Genomic DNA, 13644 nt, shown 5'->3' on the forward strand with positions numbered 1-13644 from the left:
GGCGGACACGGCCCTGGCACCGCCGCCCTGCTTTGGGTGTCGCAGGTGAGCACGCGAAGATGGGGGAATGGACGGGGTTGCACGGCTTCGCGTCACGCTGCTCGGCGCGTTTCAGGTCTCCCGCGGCGACGCCGTCCTGCCGGTTCCGGGCGCGCGGTTGCAGGGCCTGCTCGTCCGGCTGGCGCTCGCCGGTGGCCGCGCGGTCGAGCCGGGCGTGCTGGTCGACGCGATCTGGGCCGAGGAGCCGCCGTCCGGCCCCGCCCCCGCCCTGCAGACCCTCGTCTCCCGGCTGCGCCGTGCCCTCACCCCCGCTGGCGCGGCCCACGGCGTGGTCGTGCAGGCGGCCGGCGGATACAGGCTGGCGGTGGAGGCGGCCGAGGTGGACGCGCTGCGCTTCCAACAGCTCACCACCGCCGGTCGGGAGAGACTGCGAGCAGGCGACCCGCAGGCCGCGCGCGCCGCGCTCGCCGAGGCCATGGCGTTGTGGGGCGACCACCCTGCCGCCGAACCCGCGGTCATCGCCGCGGTCGCGCCGACGGTCGCGACCCGGTTGGCGCACGTGTCGATCGAGGCGGTCGCCGACCTCGCCGAGGCCGAGCTGTTGCTGGGGCAGGCCGAGGCGGCCGCGGCCCGGCTGAGCGGGATGCTGGCCGAGCAGCCGGTCCACGAGCGGGCGGCGGCGCTGCTGATGGACGCGCTCGCCGCTCAGGGACGTCAGGCCGAGGCGCTGGCCGTGTACGAGCGGGTCCGCCACACCCTGGCCGACCTCCTCGGCGCCGACCCGGGCACCGCCATGCGGGAACGCCATCTGCGCCTGCTGCGCCCCGGCCGGACCGGCCGGGCGCCGGACGCCTGGTCCGGGGGCGCCCCGGCGGGAAGCCCGGTTCCAAGCGCCCAGATCGGCCCGACGGCTTCGGGCGCCCCGGCGAGCGCAGCGGCTTCAAAGGCCCAGGCCGGCAGCCCGGCGGCCTCAGTTCCCCGGGCCGGCAGCCCGGCGGCTTCGGGTACCCAGGCCGATAGCGCAGCGGCCTCAGTTCCCCAGACCGGCAGCCCGGCGGCCTCAGTTCCCCGGGCCGATAGCGCAGCGGCTTCAGGCGCCTTGGCCGGCAGCGCGGTGAGCGAACCCGGCCGGATCGCCCCCACCAACCTGCCCGCACCGCTGACCGGCTTCATCGGCCGCGATGACGAGCTCACCAGGATCGGTGTCCTGCTCACTACCGGACGCCTGGTCACCGTCCTCGGCCCCGGCGGCGCCGGGAAGACCCGGCTGGCGCTGGAGGCCGCCCGCCGCCACCGTCACGAGTACCGCGACGGCGCCTGGCTCATCGACCTGGCGTCCGTCACCGAACCGGCGAAGATCGCCACGGCCGTGCTCGCCGGTGCCGGGCTGCGGGGCGGTGCGATGCCCACCGCTCGCACGCGAGTCCAGGGCGAGGAGCTGGACGTCCTGGTCGGCGAGTTCGGCGGCCGGGAGAGCCTGCTGCTGGTCGACAACTGCGAGCATCTGATCGACGCCGTGGCCCACCTGGTGGCGGCGCTGCTCCCCCGCTGTCCGGGGCTGCGGGTGCTCGCCACCAGCCGCGAGCCGCTCGCGATCGACGGCGAGGCGCTGGTGCCGCTGGACCCGCTCGCGCTGCCCCGCCCGGACGACGGCGTCGAACAGGCCCGGAGCGCGGCCTCGGTGCGTCTTTTCACCGAGCGGGCCGCCGCCGTGCGACCCGGGTTCGAGGTCGACGAGACCACGCTGCCCGACATCGTGCGGGTGGTGCACGGCCTGGACGGCATGCCCCTGGCGCTGGAGCTCGCGGCCGCCCGGTTGCGTACGCTGTCACTGCCCGACCTGGCCGACGGGCTGTCCGACCGGTTCCGGTTGCTCACCACCGGCAGCCGCGCCGCGCCGCCGCGGCACCGCACGCTGCGCGCGGTCATCGCCTGGAGCTGGCGGTTGTTGAGCGAGCACGAGCGCACGGTCGCCGAACGCGTCTCCATCCTGCCCGGCGGCGTCACGCCGGCCTCCGCCACCGCCGTCTGCGCCGGCACCGCGGTCCCCGCCGGCGAGATCCCCGAACTGCTCGCCACCCTCGTCGACCGGTCACTGCTGCAGCTCGCGCCCGGCGCCGGCCGCTACCGCATGCTCGAGACCATCCGCGAGTACGGCGTCGACCGCCTGACCGTCGCCGGGGACCTCCGCACGGCGCGCGATCTGGCCGCCGGCCACTTCACCGAGCTGATGGCCCGCCACGACCCCCGGTTGCGCGGGCCCGACCAGCTGACGGCCCTGGAGGCCATCGGCGCCGAGTACGACAACACGCTCGCCGCGCTGCGCCACCTGTGCGCCACCCAGGACTCCCGCGGCGCGATCGCCCTGGCCCTGACCTTGACCTGGTACTGGCAGATGTCAGGCCGCCAGTCCGACGGCGCCTACTGGCTGGGCGAGGCCCTGGCGGTGCCCGGCGGCGGGTCTACGCCCGAGCGCGACTGCGCCCGAGCCGTCCATCTGCTCAACCGGGCCGACATCCTGTCGGGGATCACCGCCGGGGAGGCCGCGGACGACCGGGCGGAGATGCGCGAGCTGGCCGACCGGCTCCTCGCGCATCCGGAGCTGCCGGGCCACTACCGTGTGTTCGGCCCGGTCCTGCTCTTCCTGCGGGAGGAGCAGGCCGCGCTCCCGGTCTTCCAGCGCCTGGCCGACGGCGACGATGTGTGGCTGTCCGGGCTGGCCCACGTGTTCCAGGCCGAGATCGCCGAGAGCGCGGGCGCGCTTGACCGGATGCGTGTCCACGTGGAGGCGGCCCTGGCCTGCTTCCGGCAGGCCGGTGACCGCTGGGGCCAGGCCGCCACGCTGCCGATGCGCGCCCGGCTGCGGCGGTACGACGACCTGGATCTCGCGCTGGCCGACCTGCGCGAGGCCCGGACGCTGGCCGGCGCGTTCGGCTCGCCCAGCCTCGGCGACCAGCTCTACGGCGACCTGCGCTGGATCGACGTGCACATCCGGCGCGGCGCCACAGATCAGGCGATCGCGATGATCGACTCCGCCCGTGAACGGGCGCTGCACGCGTCCTCGCCGGAGATGCTGGTTCTGGTCGACGCGTGGGAGGCCGGCTTACGGGTGTACCTCGGCGACCTGGACAGGGCGGCCCGCCTGCTCGCCGACGCCGAACGGGGCCTGCTCGCCGACACCGCGTTGCCCGCTCACCACGCCCGGACGCTGGTCGGCGGCGCACGGGCCGCGCTGTGCCTGGCGCTGGGCGATCTGCACGGCGCGGACAAGGCGCTGGAGGAGGCGTACGCGGCGGCGCTGGCGACCCGGGAGCTGCCGGTCCTGTCGCTGGTGGCGGTGAACGCGGCGGCGCTCGCCGAGGCGCGCGGCCGGTGGCAGGAGTCGGCCGTGCTGCTCGGGGCCGCAGCCCGGCTGCGGGGGGCGCACGACCACACCGATCCGCAGGTCCGCGAGCTCACCCGCCGTGGTCAGGCCGCGCTGGGCGGGGAGGAGTTCGCCGCGGCGTACGCGAAAGGCTGGGAGCTGGACACCGAAACGGCCGCGACGGCGGCCGGCCCGGCCGCAAGGATGCACGGCACCGCCTGACCGCCGGCCGTTCCCCTCTGCGTGCCTTTCCTGCCGTGTCCCGGCCGTGGGGACCATCGGTACGGCCGGGGCGACCTGCCCACGGTGATCGCGCACTGGCCTGACATGCCGCGCGTGGTCAGCAGAACAGCGCCGACAGGGGTGCGAGGTGGTCGTTGACGGTCGCCCGCGCCATCGGCGCGGGCGTGCCCGTCGCGACCACGGTTGCCGGCAGTGGCCAGGACTCCTTTCCGGCCGGCGAGGCAGCGTTCACCGCAGCGTGACCGGCAAAGGTGCGACGACGGCGGCTGCCGGCGTCGTCGGTGGCGTCTACTGCCTGCGGGCCTCCAGTGCCAGTTCGGCGGTGACGGCGCGTTCGCGCAGTTGGGCCGACTCGGCCCGCAGGGTGTCGGCCTGGGCCCGCAGGTCGGCGACCCTGGCCCGTTCGATCTCCAGCAGGGCGGCCAGCCGGTCGCGTTCGGCGACGGCGGCGCGATCGCCTTCGGCCACCCCCGCCACGGCGGTGGACGCCCGCTCCTCGGCGGCGCGCACGCGGTCCGCGGCCCGCCGCTCGGCCTCCTCGGCGCGGGCGCCCGCCTGGGCGGCGTCGGCGGCCGAGCGGGCGGCCTGTCCCACCGCCTCGGCTCTGGCCTGCTCGGCATCGCCGGCCCGGCTCTGCGTGCGGTCGCGCTCGGCCTCGGCGGCCTGGGCGCGGGCGATCGCCGCGGCGGCGGCCTGCTCGGCCTCCACGCGTGCGCGGCGGGCCAGTTCGGCCTCGGTGCGCGCCGCGTCCCGCTCGGCGGTGGCGCGTTCGGCGTCACGCCCGGCCTCCTCTGCCAGCTGCCGCGCCCTATCGGTCTCCTCGCGCGCCTCGCGCGCCTCGGCCAGCGCGGTCTCGACCCGCTCGCCCATCTGCTGGATCGCCTGCTCGCGCTCGCTCTGTGCGCGGGCGGCGCGCCGGTCGGCCTCATCGGCGACCTGCTTGGCGCGTCGTTCTGTGGCGGCCGCCTCGCGCAGGGCGGCCAGGGCCTGCTCGCGGGCGGTCTCCGCGTCCGACAGGGCGGTGTCGCGCTCGGCCTGTGCCTCGCGGACCCGTCCGCGCATCTCCTCGCGTTCGCGCCGGGCGTGCTCGGTGGCCTCGCGCGCCAGCCGTACCTGCTCGAACGCCTGTTCCCGCTCGGTGCGGGCGATCGCGACACGGGTGTGCGCCTCGGCCTGAACCGCGCTCAGCTTGGCCTCCACCCCGGCGGGGCTCAGTTCGTCGGCCAGCACCTGCGCCAGCGGGGCGATGGCCGCCGCGAGCCCCTTCTCCATGCGGTCGTACAGGTCTTCGGCCCGGGCCAGCGCTCCCTCGAGGCCGGGCGTGGCGCGACGCATCTCCCGCTCGCGCTTGGCCGCCGCCTGGCAGTCGCCCAGCGGGCAGTACTCCTTGGGCCGGCCGCGCCCGGCGCGCCGTTCGATCGCCGCCCCGCAGTGCTTGCACGCCGTCACCGCCCCGGCGCCCCCCGCCGCGGTGTCCTCCAGCGTCCCCGCCTCACCCACGCCCGCCTGCCCTTCGTCCCCCTTGATCGCCACCTCCGCATCCTAGCATTTTCGAATTTCCAGAAATTGAAAATCAAAAACAACGATCCATTGCGTCCTCCAGGTCTGGAGCAACTAACGAGAAGGAGACTTCCCGCAAGTAACTCGACCTCCCCTGCCACCGACGGACGGCCCTGGACTCGGTTCGCGTAGCCGCCGCCGGGCAAGGGGGCGATCCTAGGGATATTCCGAGGCCGGCCCCCGGCGCGCGGAAGTGCCGCGTGCGTCAGCGTCGGATGCGTGGACGACGCCCCTGATAACGGTCTGGAGATCCTGGTCGCGCGCCTCGACGTGCATCTGCGCGGAGCGGTCGACCGGGTACTCGCGTCGTACGGGCCGGAGCCGGCCGGTGACCCGTTCCGGGGTCTCTACATCAGCCAGCCGGACATCGTGCACCTGCTCGCCACCTGGGACGCCCATCCGGTGCAGGCCCCCAGGGGCATGAGCCCGCTGTCGGACATGCTCGACGCGCGGTCCCGGCCGGCCCGGCTCGCCGACGCGTACGGGCTGACCGGCTTCGAGCTGGAGCTCCTGATCATGGCCATGTCGCCGGACCTCCACCCGCGCTACGAGCGCGTCTACGCCTTCCTGCAGGACGACGTCTCCCGCCGCCGGCCTGGCGCCGACCTCGCGCTCGCCCTGCTGACCGGCTCCTTCGAGGAGCGGATCGCCAGGCGCGCGCACCTGGTGGCGGACGCCCCCCTGATCCGTCATGGGCTGGTCGACCTGATCGACGACGCCCCGGAGACGCCCGCGTGGTCGCGGCCGTTGCGCGCCGACGAAGCCGTCACCCGCCACCTCCTCGGCATCCCCGGCCTCGGCGCCGCACTGCGCTCATGCTGCGCGCTCGTCGACCCTTCCGGCGCCACCGGCGCCACCGGCCTGCTCGATCCGTCCGATCGGCACGCCGGGCGCGGTCCCGTCGACATGCCCGGCGAGATCCCGCTCGCGGCCCTCACCGGGGACGGGGAGCGTCCGCTCCGCCTGTACCTGCCGGGGCCGGACGCGGCGGCCAGGCGGCGGCTCGCGACCGGGCTGGCCGCGCAGGCCGGGGTCCCGCTGCTGGTCGCCGACCTCGCCCGGCTGTCCGGCGAGAATCTGGACCGGCTGCTGCCGCTCACCGTCAGGGAGGCCGGTCTGCGCGGGGCCGTGCTGCTGGCGGAGTCCTTCGATGACGTCGCCGAGGAGGACCGCGACCGGGTCGCCGCGTCGCTGGCGGAGCACCGGGCCGTCACGCTGCTCGGCGGGACCGCGCCGCCGCCCGCCAGGAGCGGCTGGGTGACGGTTCCCCTCCAGACGCGCCCCCCCGGCACCGCCGAGCGCCGCCGCGAGTGGGAGCGGAGCCTCGCGGCCCTCGGCGTCACCCTGTCCGAGGACGAGCTCGACCAGCTCGCCGGGCGCTTCCAGCTCGCTCCCGAGGAGGTCCGCGGCGCCGTCACCGCCGCCCGCCTGCGCTCGGCCGAGCCGGACCTGCCCGGCCTGCTCACCGCCGCCCGCGCCCAGTGCGGCACATCCCTCACAGGTCTGGCCCGGCGGATTGAGCCCGTGCATGACTGGGCCGACCTGGTCCTGCCCGACGACGCCGTCCGCCAGCTCGAGGAGATCAGGCAGCAGGTGGCCCACCGTCACCAGGTGCTGAGCACGTGGGGCTTCGGCCGCCGCCTGTCGCTGGGCAAAGGTGTGACGGCACTGTTCACCGGCGTGTCCGGGACGGGCAAGACGACCGCCGCGGAGATCATCGCCGGTGACCTCGGGCTGGACCTCTACAAGATCGACCTGTCCGGTGTGGTCAGCAAGTACATCGGCGAGACGGAGAAGAATTTGGCCCGGATCTTCTCCGCCCGCGACGCGGTGCTGTTCTTCGACGAGGCCGACGCCCTGTTCGGCAAGCGCTCGGAGGTACGCGACTCCCATGACCGGTACGCCAACATCGAGATCGCCTATCTCCTGCAGCGGATGGAGGAGTACGAGGGCGTGGCCATCCTGGCGTCCAACCTGCGGCAGAACATGGACGACGCCTTCGTGCGGCGGCTGCAGTTCGTGGTGGAGTTCCCCTTCCCCGGGGAGGAGCAGCGGGCGCTGATCTGGAAGGCGCACTTCCCTCCCGAGAGCGAGGTGGACTCCGGCGTCGACCTGTCCATGCTGGCGCGAGGGATGCGGATCTCCGGTGGCACGATCAAGAACATCGTGCTGGCCGCCGCCTACCTCGCCGCCGCGCGCGGGCCCGCCCCGATCTCCATGGACGACCTGCTGCACGCGGCCCGGCGCGAGTACCACAAGATGGGCAGAGTTCTCACCGACGACGACCTGGCGCCCTGGACCGAGGGGGCGCCCGCCGCGGCCGCCGATCCGGCGCCGGCCACGATCGCCCAGGCGGCGCGGGCATGACCCGGGAGAGGGCGCAGGCCCCGGCGTCGTCCGTCGCCCGATCGGCCTCCGCCGCCCGGGTCAGGCCCCGGTCCGCCGGCGCGGCCGAGGGGTTGCGCGCGCTCGCGCGGGCCGCGGGCAACCGGGCGATGAGCGGCGCCCTCCGGTCGCGGCTGCCGGTCACCACGCCGCACGACGCCGTGGAGCAGGAAGCCGAACGCACCGCCACCGCGATCACCTCTGCCGAGGGCCCCGGCGACGGACCCGCCGTCGCGCGCTGCGCCGACCAGGGCGGAGGCGACGCGCCGGCCGTCGCCCGCTGCGCGGATCGGAACGGAGCCGACGGACCCGCCGTCGCACGCTGCGCGGACCAGGACGGAGGCTGCTCGGGGTGCGGCGGGCATGACGAGGTGAGACGCGCCGCCGCAGGCTCGAACGGGGGGACGACCGCGACCGGCTCCTCAGAGACGGGCGACGGCCCGGGACTGCAGGGGAATCCGGCCGGCGGCCACACGGTCGACGTCGGCACGATCACGGCCGGGATCGGCGGGGGGCATCCGCTGCGCCCCGCCGACCGCGACTTCTTCGAGGACCGGCTGGGCGCCGACCTCGACGGGGTCCGGATCCACACCGGAGGCGCGGCCGAGCGCGCCGCGCGAGCCGTGCGGGCCAAGGCCTTCACGGTGGGCACGGACGTGGTCTTCGGCCAAGGGCGGTATGCCCCGGAGACTCCGCAAGGTCGTCATCTGCTCGCACATGAGCTGACCCACGTGGTCCAGCAGGCGCCGGGGGCACTCGCACGCGCCCCCGAGGACGGCGCCGGGCAGGACGAGCCCGCCTCGGCGTGGACGGTGCCGGCATCGCTCAGCCTCTCGGGTCTCGCCGGAGCCGGATGGCTCTCATTGAGCCGGGAGACCAAGGAACGTCTCGTCGACAAGGCGCTGGACGTCGCCGCCGAGGCGGTCGGCGCGCTCCCGGACAACACGCGGCTCGGCCTCCTGTGGCCGTTCTTCCGCGCCGGGCTGGCCGGCTTCATCGCCCGGCTGCGCTCGCCCGAGGTCAGGCCGGAGGAGAAGGTCCGGGCGATGGACAAGATCGCCGGGATCCTGGCAGGCCGGAACGCCGGGTTCAACAAGGCCTTCCTCACCGGCCTGGCCAGGGGCTTCTTCATCGACGGCATGCTCGGCGTCTTCGTCCTGGTGTACGACCTGGTGCGGGCAGTGCCGAAGCTGTGGCAGCTCCTCGGCCAGGTCGCCGACGCCATCGGCGGGCTGCCGGAGGAGATGGCGGCACTCGTCGCCGAGCTGAAGGGGGTCTTCGACGGCCTTCGCGAGCGGTCGGCGTCACTGCGGGAGACCGTCCTTGAGTACGCGCGCAACCCGCAGCTCGTCGTCGAGGCGGTGTCCCGCATGTGGACGGCCGGCAAGGACCTCGCCAGGGAGAAGGGCGGCGACCTCGCGCGAGCGCTGGTCGACGCCGTCAACGCGAAGGGCAGCGAGCAGGAGGCCGGCACGTTCGCCGGCGAGGTCACCGGCCAGGCCCTCTGGGAGGTGGCCTTCGCGGCCGCGACGGCGGGGGGCGGCGCGGCCGTCACCGGCGTGAAGGCCGCGCTCAAACCGGCGATCTCGTTCATCGTGAAGATCGCCACGAAGATCGAGCACGGCTTCATCGCCGTCTTCCGTGGCATCCACTCGCTGCTCGAACCGGCGATCGGCGCGATACGCAAGATCGCCGCCGCGGCCAGGACGGCCTTCGCGGAACTCGGCGAGCGCCTGGCCGGATTCTTCGAGCGGATCCGCGCCATCTTCCGCCGCCTCCTCGGCGCCTGCCACGAAAGCAAACTCGTCTGCCACCTGCACCACTCCTTCCCCAAATATCTGCGGGGCTGGGCCAAGCAGACGCTCACCAAGATCCCCGCCAAGTTGCACCGGCGATTCCACCGCGCCCTCAGTCGCTGGAAAGGCGGGATTCTCGCGACCTGGCGAGGCGCGGCGCACTATGCCAAATACGATTTCGACACCCTGGTCCGGGAATTGCGCGCATTTTATAAATACGGCGACAACGGCAGGTTCGCCAAGTATTTACCCGATCTCGAGAATGCCATCAAAGAGACACGAAGCGCCCGGAAGAAGGGACTCATCCCTTGAAAGCGACCGACGATGTTCCACGATCTTGACGCGACGCTCGGGGCCTTGCTGGGGCGCTCGCCGGCGACGGAGATGGCGGAGCTGCGGGGGGCTCAGGTGAGCTTCGAGGCCCCGGACCGCGGCTTCACGCCGGGCCAGCCGACCGTGGACCTGTTCCTGTACGAGGTGCGCGAGAACCGCGAGCTCCGCCACCCGGTTCCGGTGGTGGAGCGGCACGGAGACGGGTACGTGCGCAGGCGCCCGGCCGTGCGGGCCGACTGCTCCTACATCGTGACGGCCTGGGGCGGCGGCGGCGTCGGCGACGTGCGGGTGGCCGCCGAGCACCGGCTGTTCGGGCAGGCTCTGACCTGGCTCAGCCGGTTCCCCCGGATTCCGGCGGAGGCGCTGCGCGGCGGGCTGTCGAACCCCGAGTACCCGCTGCCCACGATGGTCGCCCAGCTCGACCCGAACCAGAACGCCGGCGACTTCTGGGCGGCCATGGGAGTGCCGCCCAGGCCCGCGTTCCAGCTGCTGGTGACCGTGGAGCTGGCGATGGGCGCCGGCCTCGACGGCCCGCTGGCGACCACGCTGGACACGGCCTTCCTGCCGGGCGGCGACCGGTCGGCCGACGTCGGCGGCACCGTGCGCGACGCGGGCGGGCGTCCGGTGGCGGGCGCGTGGGTGCTGATCGAACAGCTCGGCACGGTCGAGATCAGCGACGCCGAGGGCCGGTTCCGCTTCACCCGCCTGGTCCCGGACCGCGCCTACACCTTGCGGGCCCGCGCGATCGGCCGGGCCGACGCCGTCAGGGACGTCCGCGTACCGAGCGCGACCGGCGAATACGACGTGAGCTTCCAGTGACAGCAGAAGGGCAGTGGCATGGCCGTACGAACGTCCTATCCCGGCGTCTACATCGACGAGTTCGCCCCGGCGCCCCCGATCCAAGGAGTCGGCACGTCGACCGCGGCCTTCGTCGGCCCGGCGGCGACCGGCGACAAGGACACCCCCATCAAGATCACCCGGTGGGAGAACTTCCAGAGTGTGTTCGGGGCCTCACCGGTGCCCGGTCACCACCTCTGGTACGCCGTGCGCGGGTTCTTCGAGAACGGCGGCCAGACGTGCTACGTCGTGCGGGTCAGCAACGCGACGTACGCGACGCTGACCTTGAACGACGTGACCGACCAGCCGCTGCTGGAGGTCCGTGCGCGCGACCTCGGCGCTGCCGGCGATGGCCTGCGGCTGCGGGTCACCGGCCGTCACACCGTCCAAGGCGAGCTGTACCGGCCGAGCGCGGACTACACGGCGGGCGCGAACCCGCGCGAGGTGACGACCGCCGCCGCCGCCGACGCGGCCCGGTTCCGTCCCGGCGACCTGCTGCGGCTCGGTCCCGCCAACCCCCGGGTGCTGGTGTCCCAGGTCCAGGGCGCCACGATCCGCCTGGCGTCCGACATGCGGCCGGAGACCGCGCCGCTGACGATGCGGCTGGCGGACGCCGACGCCGGCACCACCGTCCTGCGCGTGAAGACCGGCGCCGCCCTCAACCCGGGCGAGCTGGTGCCCGGCACCACGCTGACCTTCAGTCAGGGCCCCGCTGGGAGCGTCTTCACCGACACGCAGACGGTCATCGCCGTCCAGCCCGAGCCCTCGGGGACGATCTACCGGGTGACCCTCCGGCAGGGGCTCGCCCAGGCGTTCAGCCTTGACCCCTCCTCCCCGCAGCCGACGGTCCTATCCGAGGAGTTCGACGTTGACGTCCTGAAGGGGACGGCCGTCACCCCGTACCCGCGGCTCGCGCCCGACCCGGCGCACCCGCGGTTCTACCTCGATGTGCTCAACGGAGGGAACGGGCCGGTCACGGTGACGCCGCTGCCGTCGTCGGCCGCGCCGCCGAACGACGTCCCGAAGGACGTGCCTGCGACGGCGTTCGCGGCGGGAACGGCCGAGAACCTGGCGGGCCTGTCCGACCAGGACTACATCCGGGCCCTGGCCGCGCTGCGCCCCATCGACGACGTCAACCTGGTGGCCGCGCCGGACGCGGCCGGCCGGGACGCGGTACAGAAGCGCATCATCGAGGACTGCGAGACACTGCAGGACCGGTTCGGGGTGCTCGACTCCTCCTCGGCGGATCTGGCGCCGTTCTCGGCCGGCGCGACGGGCGGCGTGGACCGGCAGCGCCTCGGTCTCGACTCCGCCCGGGGATACGCGGCCCTTTACTACCCCTGGGTGCGGGTGCTCCCGGCCGACGGCGGCCGTCCCCTGCTGGTCCCCCCGTCGGGGCACGTGTGCGGTGCGATCGCCCGCGTCGACGGGCAGGCGGGTGTGTTCAAATCCCCCGCCAACGTGCCGCTCAACGGCGTCGTCGGCATCCAGCCGGGCGCCGGCCTGACCAACGCCGAGCAGGGGGAGCTCAACCTCGCCGGGATCAACGTGATCCGGGTCTTCCAGAGCGGCGGCCGCCCGATGCTGTGGGGGGCGAGGACCACGGCGACCGACCGCAACTGGCAGTACGTGAGCGTGCGGCGGCTGTTCCTGTTCCTGGAGGAGTCGATCCAGGAGGGCATCGCCTGGGCGGTGTTCGAGCCGAACGACCTCGGGCTCTGGCAGCGGCTCAAGCGCTCGCTGGACGCCTTCCTCAACACGCAGTGGCGCGACGGCGCGCTTTTCGGCGCGACGGCCGAAGAGGCCTACTACGTCCGCATCGACGAGACCCTCAACCCGTTCAGCGAACGCCAACTGGGCCGCCTGCACATGGAGATCGGCGTCCAGCCGGCCTTCCCCGCCGAGTTCGTCGTCGTCCGCATCGGCATCTGGGACGGCGGCGCCGAGGTCAGCGAAGGCTGACGAGAGGAGGTCCCGCCATGGCGCGCGTGGATCCGTACCGCAACTACAACTTCCTGGTGGAACTGGACGGCATCCGCCAGGCCGGGTTCACCGAGTGCACGGGCTTCGGAGCCTCGGTCGAGCCCCACGAGTACCGCGAGGGCAACCAGGCCCCCTCGGTGCGCAAGCTGCCCACCATGACCAAGTACAGCAACATCACGCTGAAGTGGGGGCTCACCGACGGCCGTGAGCTGTTCGACTGGTTCTCCGACATCGCCAGTGGCCGGATCCGGCGCAGGAACGGCAGCATCGTGGTGATCGACATCGACGGGGTCACCGAGAAGGTCCGCTGGAACTTCTTCGACGCCTGGCCCACCAAGTGGGACGGCCCCGACTTCAACGCCACCGGCAACGCCGTGGCCATCGACATGCTGGAACTGGCCTACGAACGCCTGACGAGAGGCTGACCGTGATCGCCACAGAGCACGACTTCCGCCTGCCCATCGGATTCCTCGACGAGGACGGCACGCTGCACCGCGACGGCGTGATGAGGCTGGCCACCGCGGCCGACGAGATCCTGCCCCTGCGGGACGCGCGAGTGCAGGGCAACGAGGCGTACCTCATCGTCATCCTGCTGTCACGAGTGATCACCCGGCTCGGCGCGCTGCCCGTGGTGACGCCGAAGGTGGTGGAGAACCTGTTCGCCGCCGACCTTGCCTACCTGCAGGAGTTCTACAACCAGGTGAACCTGACCGGCGACCCGCGCATCCGGGTGTCATGCCCGAGTTGCGCGCACGACTTCGAGTCGGAGCTGAGCGGCCCGGGGGGATCTCCGGCTACCTCCTCGACGCTCTCTACGAAGAGGTAGCCTTCCTCGCCTTCCACTTCCACTGGCCCCGCTCGGAGGTCCTGGAGCTGGAGCACTCCGAGCGGCGGCGCTGGGTCGCCGAGATCTCGGCGCTGAACGCCCGCCTTACCGAGGCGGCGGGGTGACCGCCATGCTGGGCCGGGCTCTCGGCGTGCGCTCGTGGGCGCGGGCGTTGTCGGCGCGGTGGCGTCTTGCGCCGGTGCGGCGTCCGGCGCCGCCGCTGACCCTGGCGGCGCGGGCCCGCCCGCTGCCATCGGCCGCCCGTCCCGCGGCGGCGCAGGTCGTCCTCAGGCCGCCGCCCGCGCGCGTGGCCGACC

The 13644-nt window shown here is 73.7% G+C and carries 11 protein-coding genes; 9 read left to right on the forward strand and 2 right to left on the reverse strand.

Annotation, left to right across the window (positions count from 1 at the left end):
- The first annotated feature begins 67 nt into the window (after positions 1 to 67).
- Positions 68 to 3586: an AfsR/SARP family transcriptional regulator gene (locus ACFQSB_RS38815; RefSeq protein ID WP_380832257.1), complete on the forward strand. Its 3519-nt coding sequence runs from the start codon at positions 68 to 70 to the stop codon at positions 3584 to 3586.
- Between the two features lie 118 nt (positions 3587 to 3704).
- Here the strand turns inward: ACFQSB_RS38815 and ACFQSB_RS38820 are convergent, their stop codons facing one another.
- Complete coding sequence (locus ACFQSB_RS38820) at positions 3705 to 3839, reverse strand: hypothetical protein (protein WP_380832259.1); 135 nt, start codon at positions 3837 to 3839, stop codon at positions 3705 to 3707.
- Between the two features lie 56 nt (positions 3840 to 3895).
- A complete protein-coding gene (locus ACFQSB_RS38825) occupies positions 3896 to 5140 on the reverse strand; it encodes a coiled-coil domain-containing protein (RefSeq protein WP_380832261.1) in 1245 nt (414 codons plus the stop codon).
- A 246-nt stretch (positions 5141 to 5386) separates the two neighbouring features.
- Between ACFQSB_RS38825 and ACFQSB_RS38830 the strand changes: the two genes are divergently transcribed.
- The 8 genes from ACFQSB_RS38830 to ACFQSB_RS38865 form a co-directional block, all read left to right on the forward strand.
- Positions 5387 to 7534, forward strand: coding sequence for an AAA family ATPase (locus ACFQSB_RS38830; protein ID WP_380832263.1), 2148 nt, complete (start codon positions 5387 to 5389; stop codon positions 7532 to 7534).
- Positions 7531 to 9660 carry an eCIS core domain-containing protein gene (locus tag ACFQSB_RS38835; protein WP_380832264.1) on the forward strand — a complete coding sequence of 710 codons (2130 nt, stop codon included), beginning with the start codon at positions 7531 to 7533 and terminating at the stop codon, positions 9658 to 9660. Before ACFQSB_RS38830 ends, ACFQSB_RS38835 begins: the two co-directional genes overlap by 4 nt.
- Positions 9661 to 9672: 12 nt before the next feature.
- Entirely contained in the window at positions 9673 to 10500 is an 828-nt protein-coding gene (locus ACFQSB_RS38840) for a Pvc16 family protein (protein WP_380832267.1), read from the forward strand.
- An 18-nt stretch (positions 10501 to 10518) separates the two neighbouring features.
- Positions 10519 to 12480 carry a phage tail sheath subtilisin-like domain-containing protein gene (locus ACFQSB_RS38845; RefSeq protein WP_380832269.1) on the forward strand — a complete coding sequence of 654 codons (1962 nt, stop codon included), beginning with the start codon at positions 10519 to 10521 and terminating at the stop codon, positions 12478 to 12480.
- Between the two features lie 17 nt (positions 12481 to 12497).
- Positions 12498 to 12926 (forward strand): phage tail protein, encoded by a 429-nt coding sequence (locus ACFQSB_RS38850; protein ID WP_380832271.1) that lies wholly within the window; start codon positions 12498 to 12500, stop codon positions 12924 to 12926.
- A 2-nt stretch (positions 12927 to 12928) separates the two neighbouring features.
- The gene (locus tag ACFQSB_RS38855; protein WP_380832272.1) at positions 12929 to 13327 is read left to right on the forward strand and encodes a hypothetical protein; all 399 of its coding nucleotides are present in this window, start codon (positions 12929 to 12931) and stop codon (positions 13325 to 13327) included.
- Positions 13237 to 13452 carry a DUF6760 family protein gene (locus tag ACFQSB_RS38860; protein ID WP_380832274.1) on the forward strand — a complete coding sequence of 72 codons (216 nt, stop codon included), beginning with the start codon at positions 13237 to 13239 and terminating at the stop codon, positions 13450 to 13452. Before ACFQSB_RS38855 ends, ACFQSB_RS38860 begins: the two co-directional genes overlap by 91 nt.
- On the forward strand, positions 13449 to 13644 hold a 196-nt coding region (locus ACFQSB_RS38865), incomplete at its 3' end, for a hypothetical protein (protein ID WP_380832276.1). The genes ACFQSB_RS38860 and ACFQSB_RS38865, both read left to right, overlap by 4 nt.

The sequence above is a fragment of the Sphaerisporangium rhizosphaerae genome, assembly GCF_042665155.1.
Taxonomy (GTDB): Bacteria; Actinomycetota; Actinomycetes; order Streptosporangiales; family Streptosporangiaceae; genus Sphaerisporangium; species Sphaerisporangium rhizosphaerae.

What these genes read in the sequence shown, in the direction of transcription:
- ACFQSB_RS38860 (WP_380832274.1), top strand. Translation starts at nt 13,237, where the DNA reads ATGCCCGAGTTGCGCGCACGACTTCGAGTCGGAGCTGAGCGGCCCGGG.
- ACFQSB_RS38835 (WP_380832264.1), top strand. Translation starts at nt 7,531, where the DNA reads ATGACCCGGGAGAGGGCGCAGGCCCCGGCGTCGTCCGTCGCCCGATCG.
- ACFQSB_RS38815 (WP_380832257.1), top strand. Translation starts at nt 68, where the DNA reads ATGGACGGGGTTGCACGGCTTCGCGTCACGCTGCTCGGCGCGTTTCAG.
- ACFQSB_RS38840 (WP_380832267.1), top strand. Translation starts at nt 9,673, where the DNA reads ATGTTCCACGATCTTGACGCGACGCTCGGGGCCTTGCTGGGGCGCTCG.
- ACFQSB_RS38850 (WP_380832271.1), top strand. Translation starts at nt 12,498, where the DNA reads ATGGCGCGCGTGGATCCGTACCGCAACTACAACTTCCTGGTGGAACTG.
- ACFQSB_RS38845 (WP_380832269.1), top strand. Translation starts at nt 10,519, where the DNA reads ATGGCCGTACGAACGTCCTATCCCGGCGTCTACATCGACGAGTTCGCC.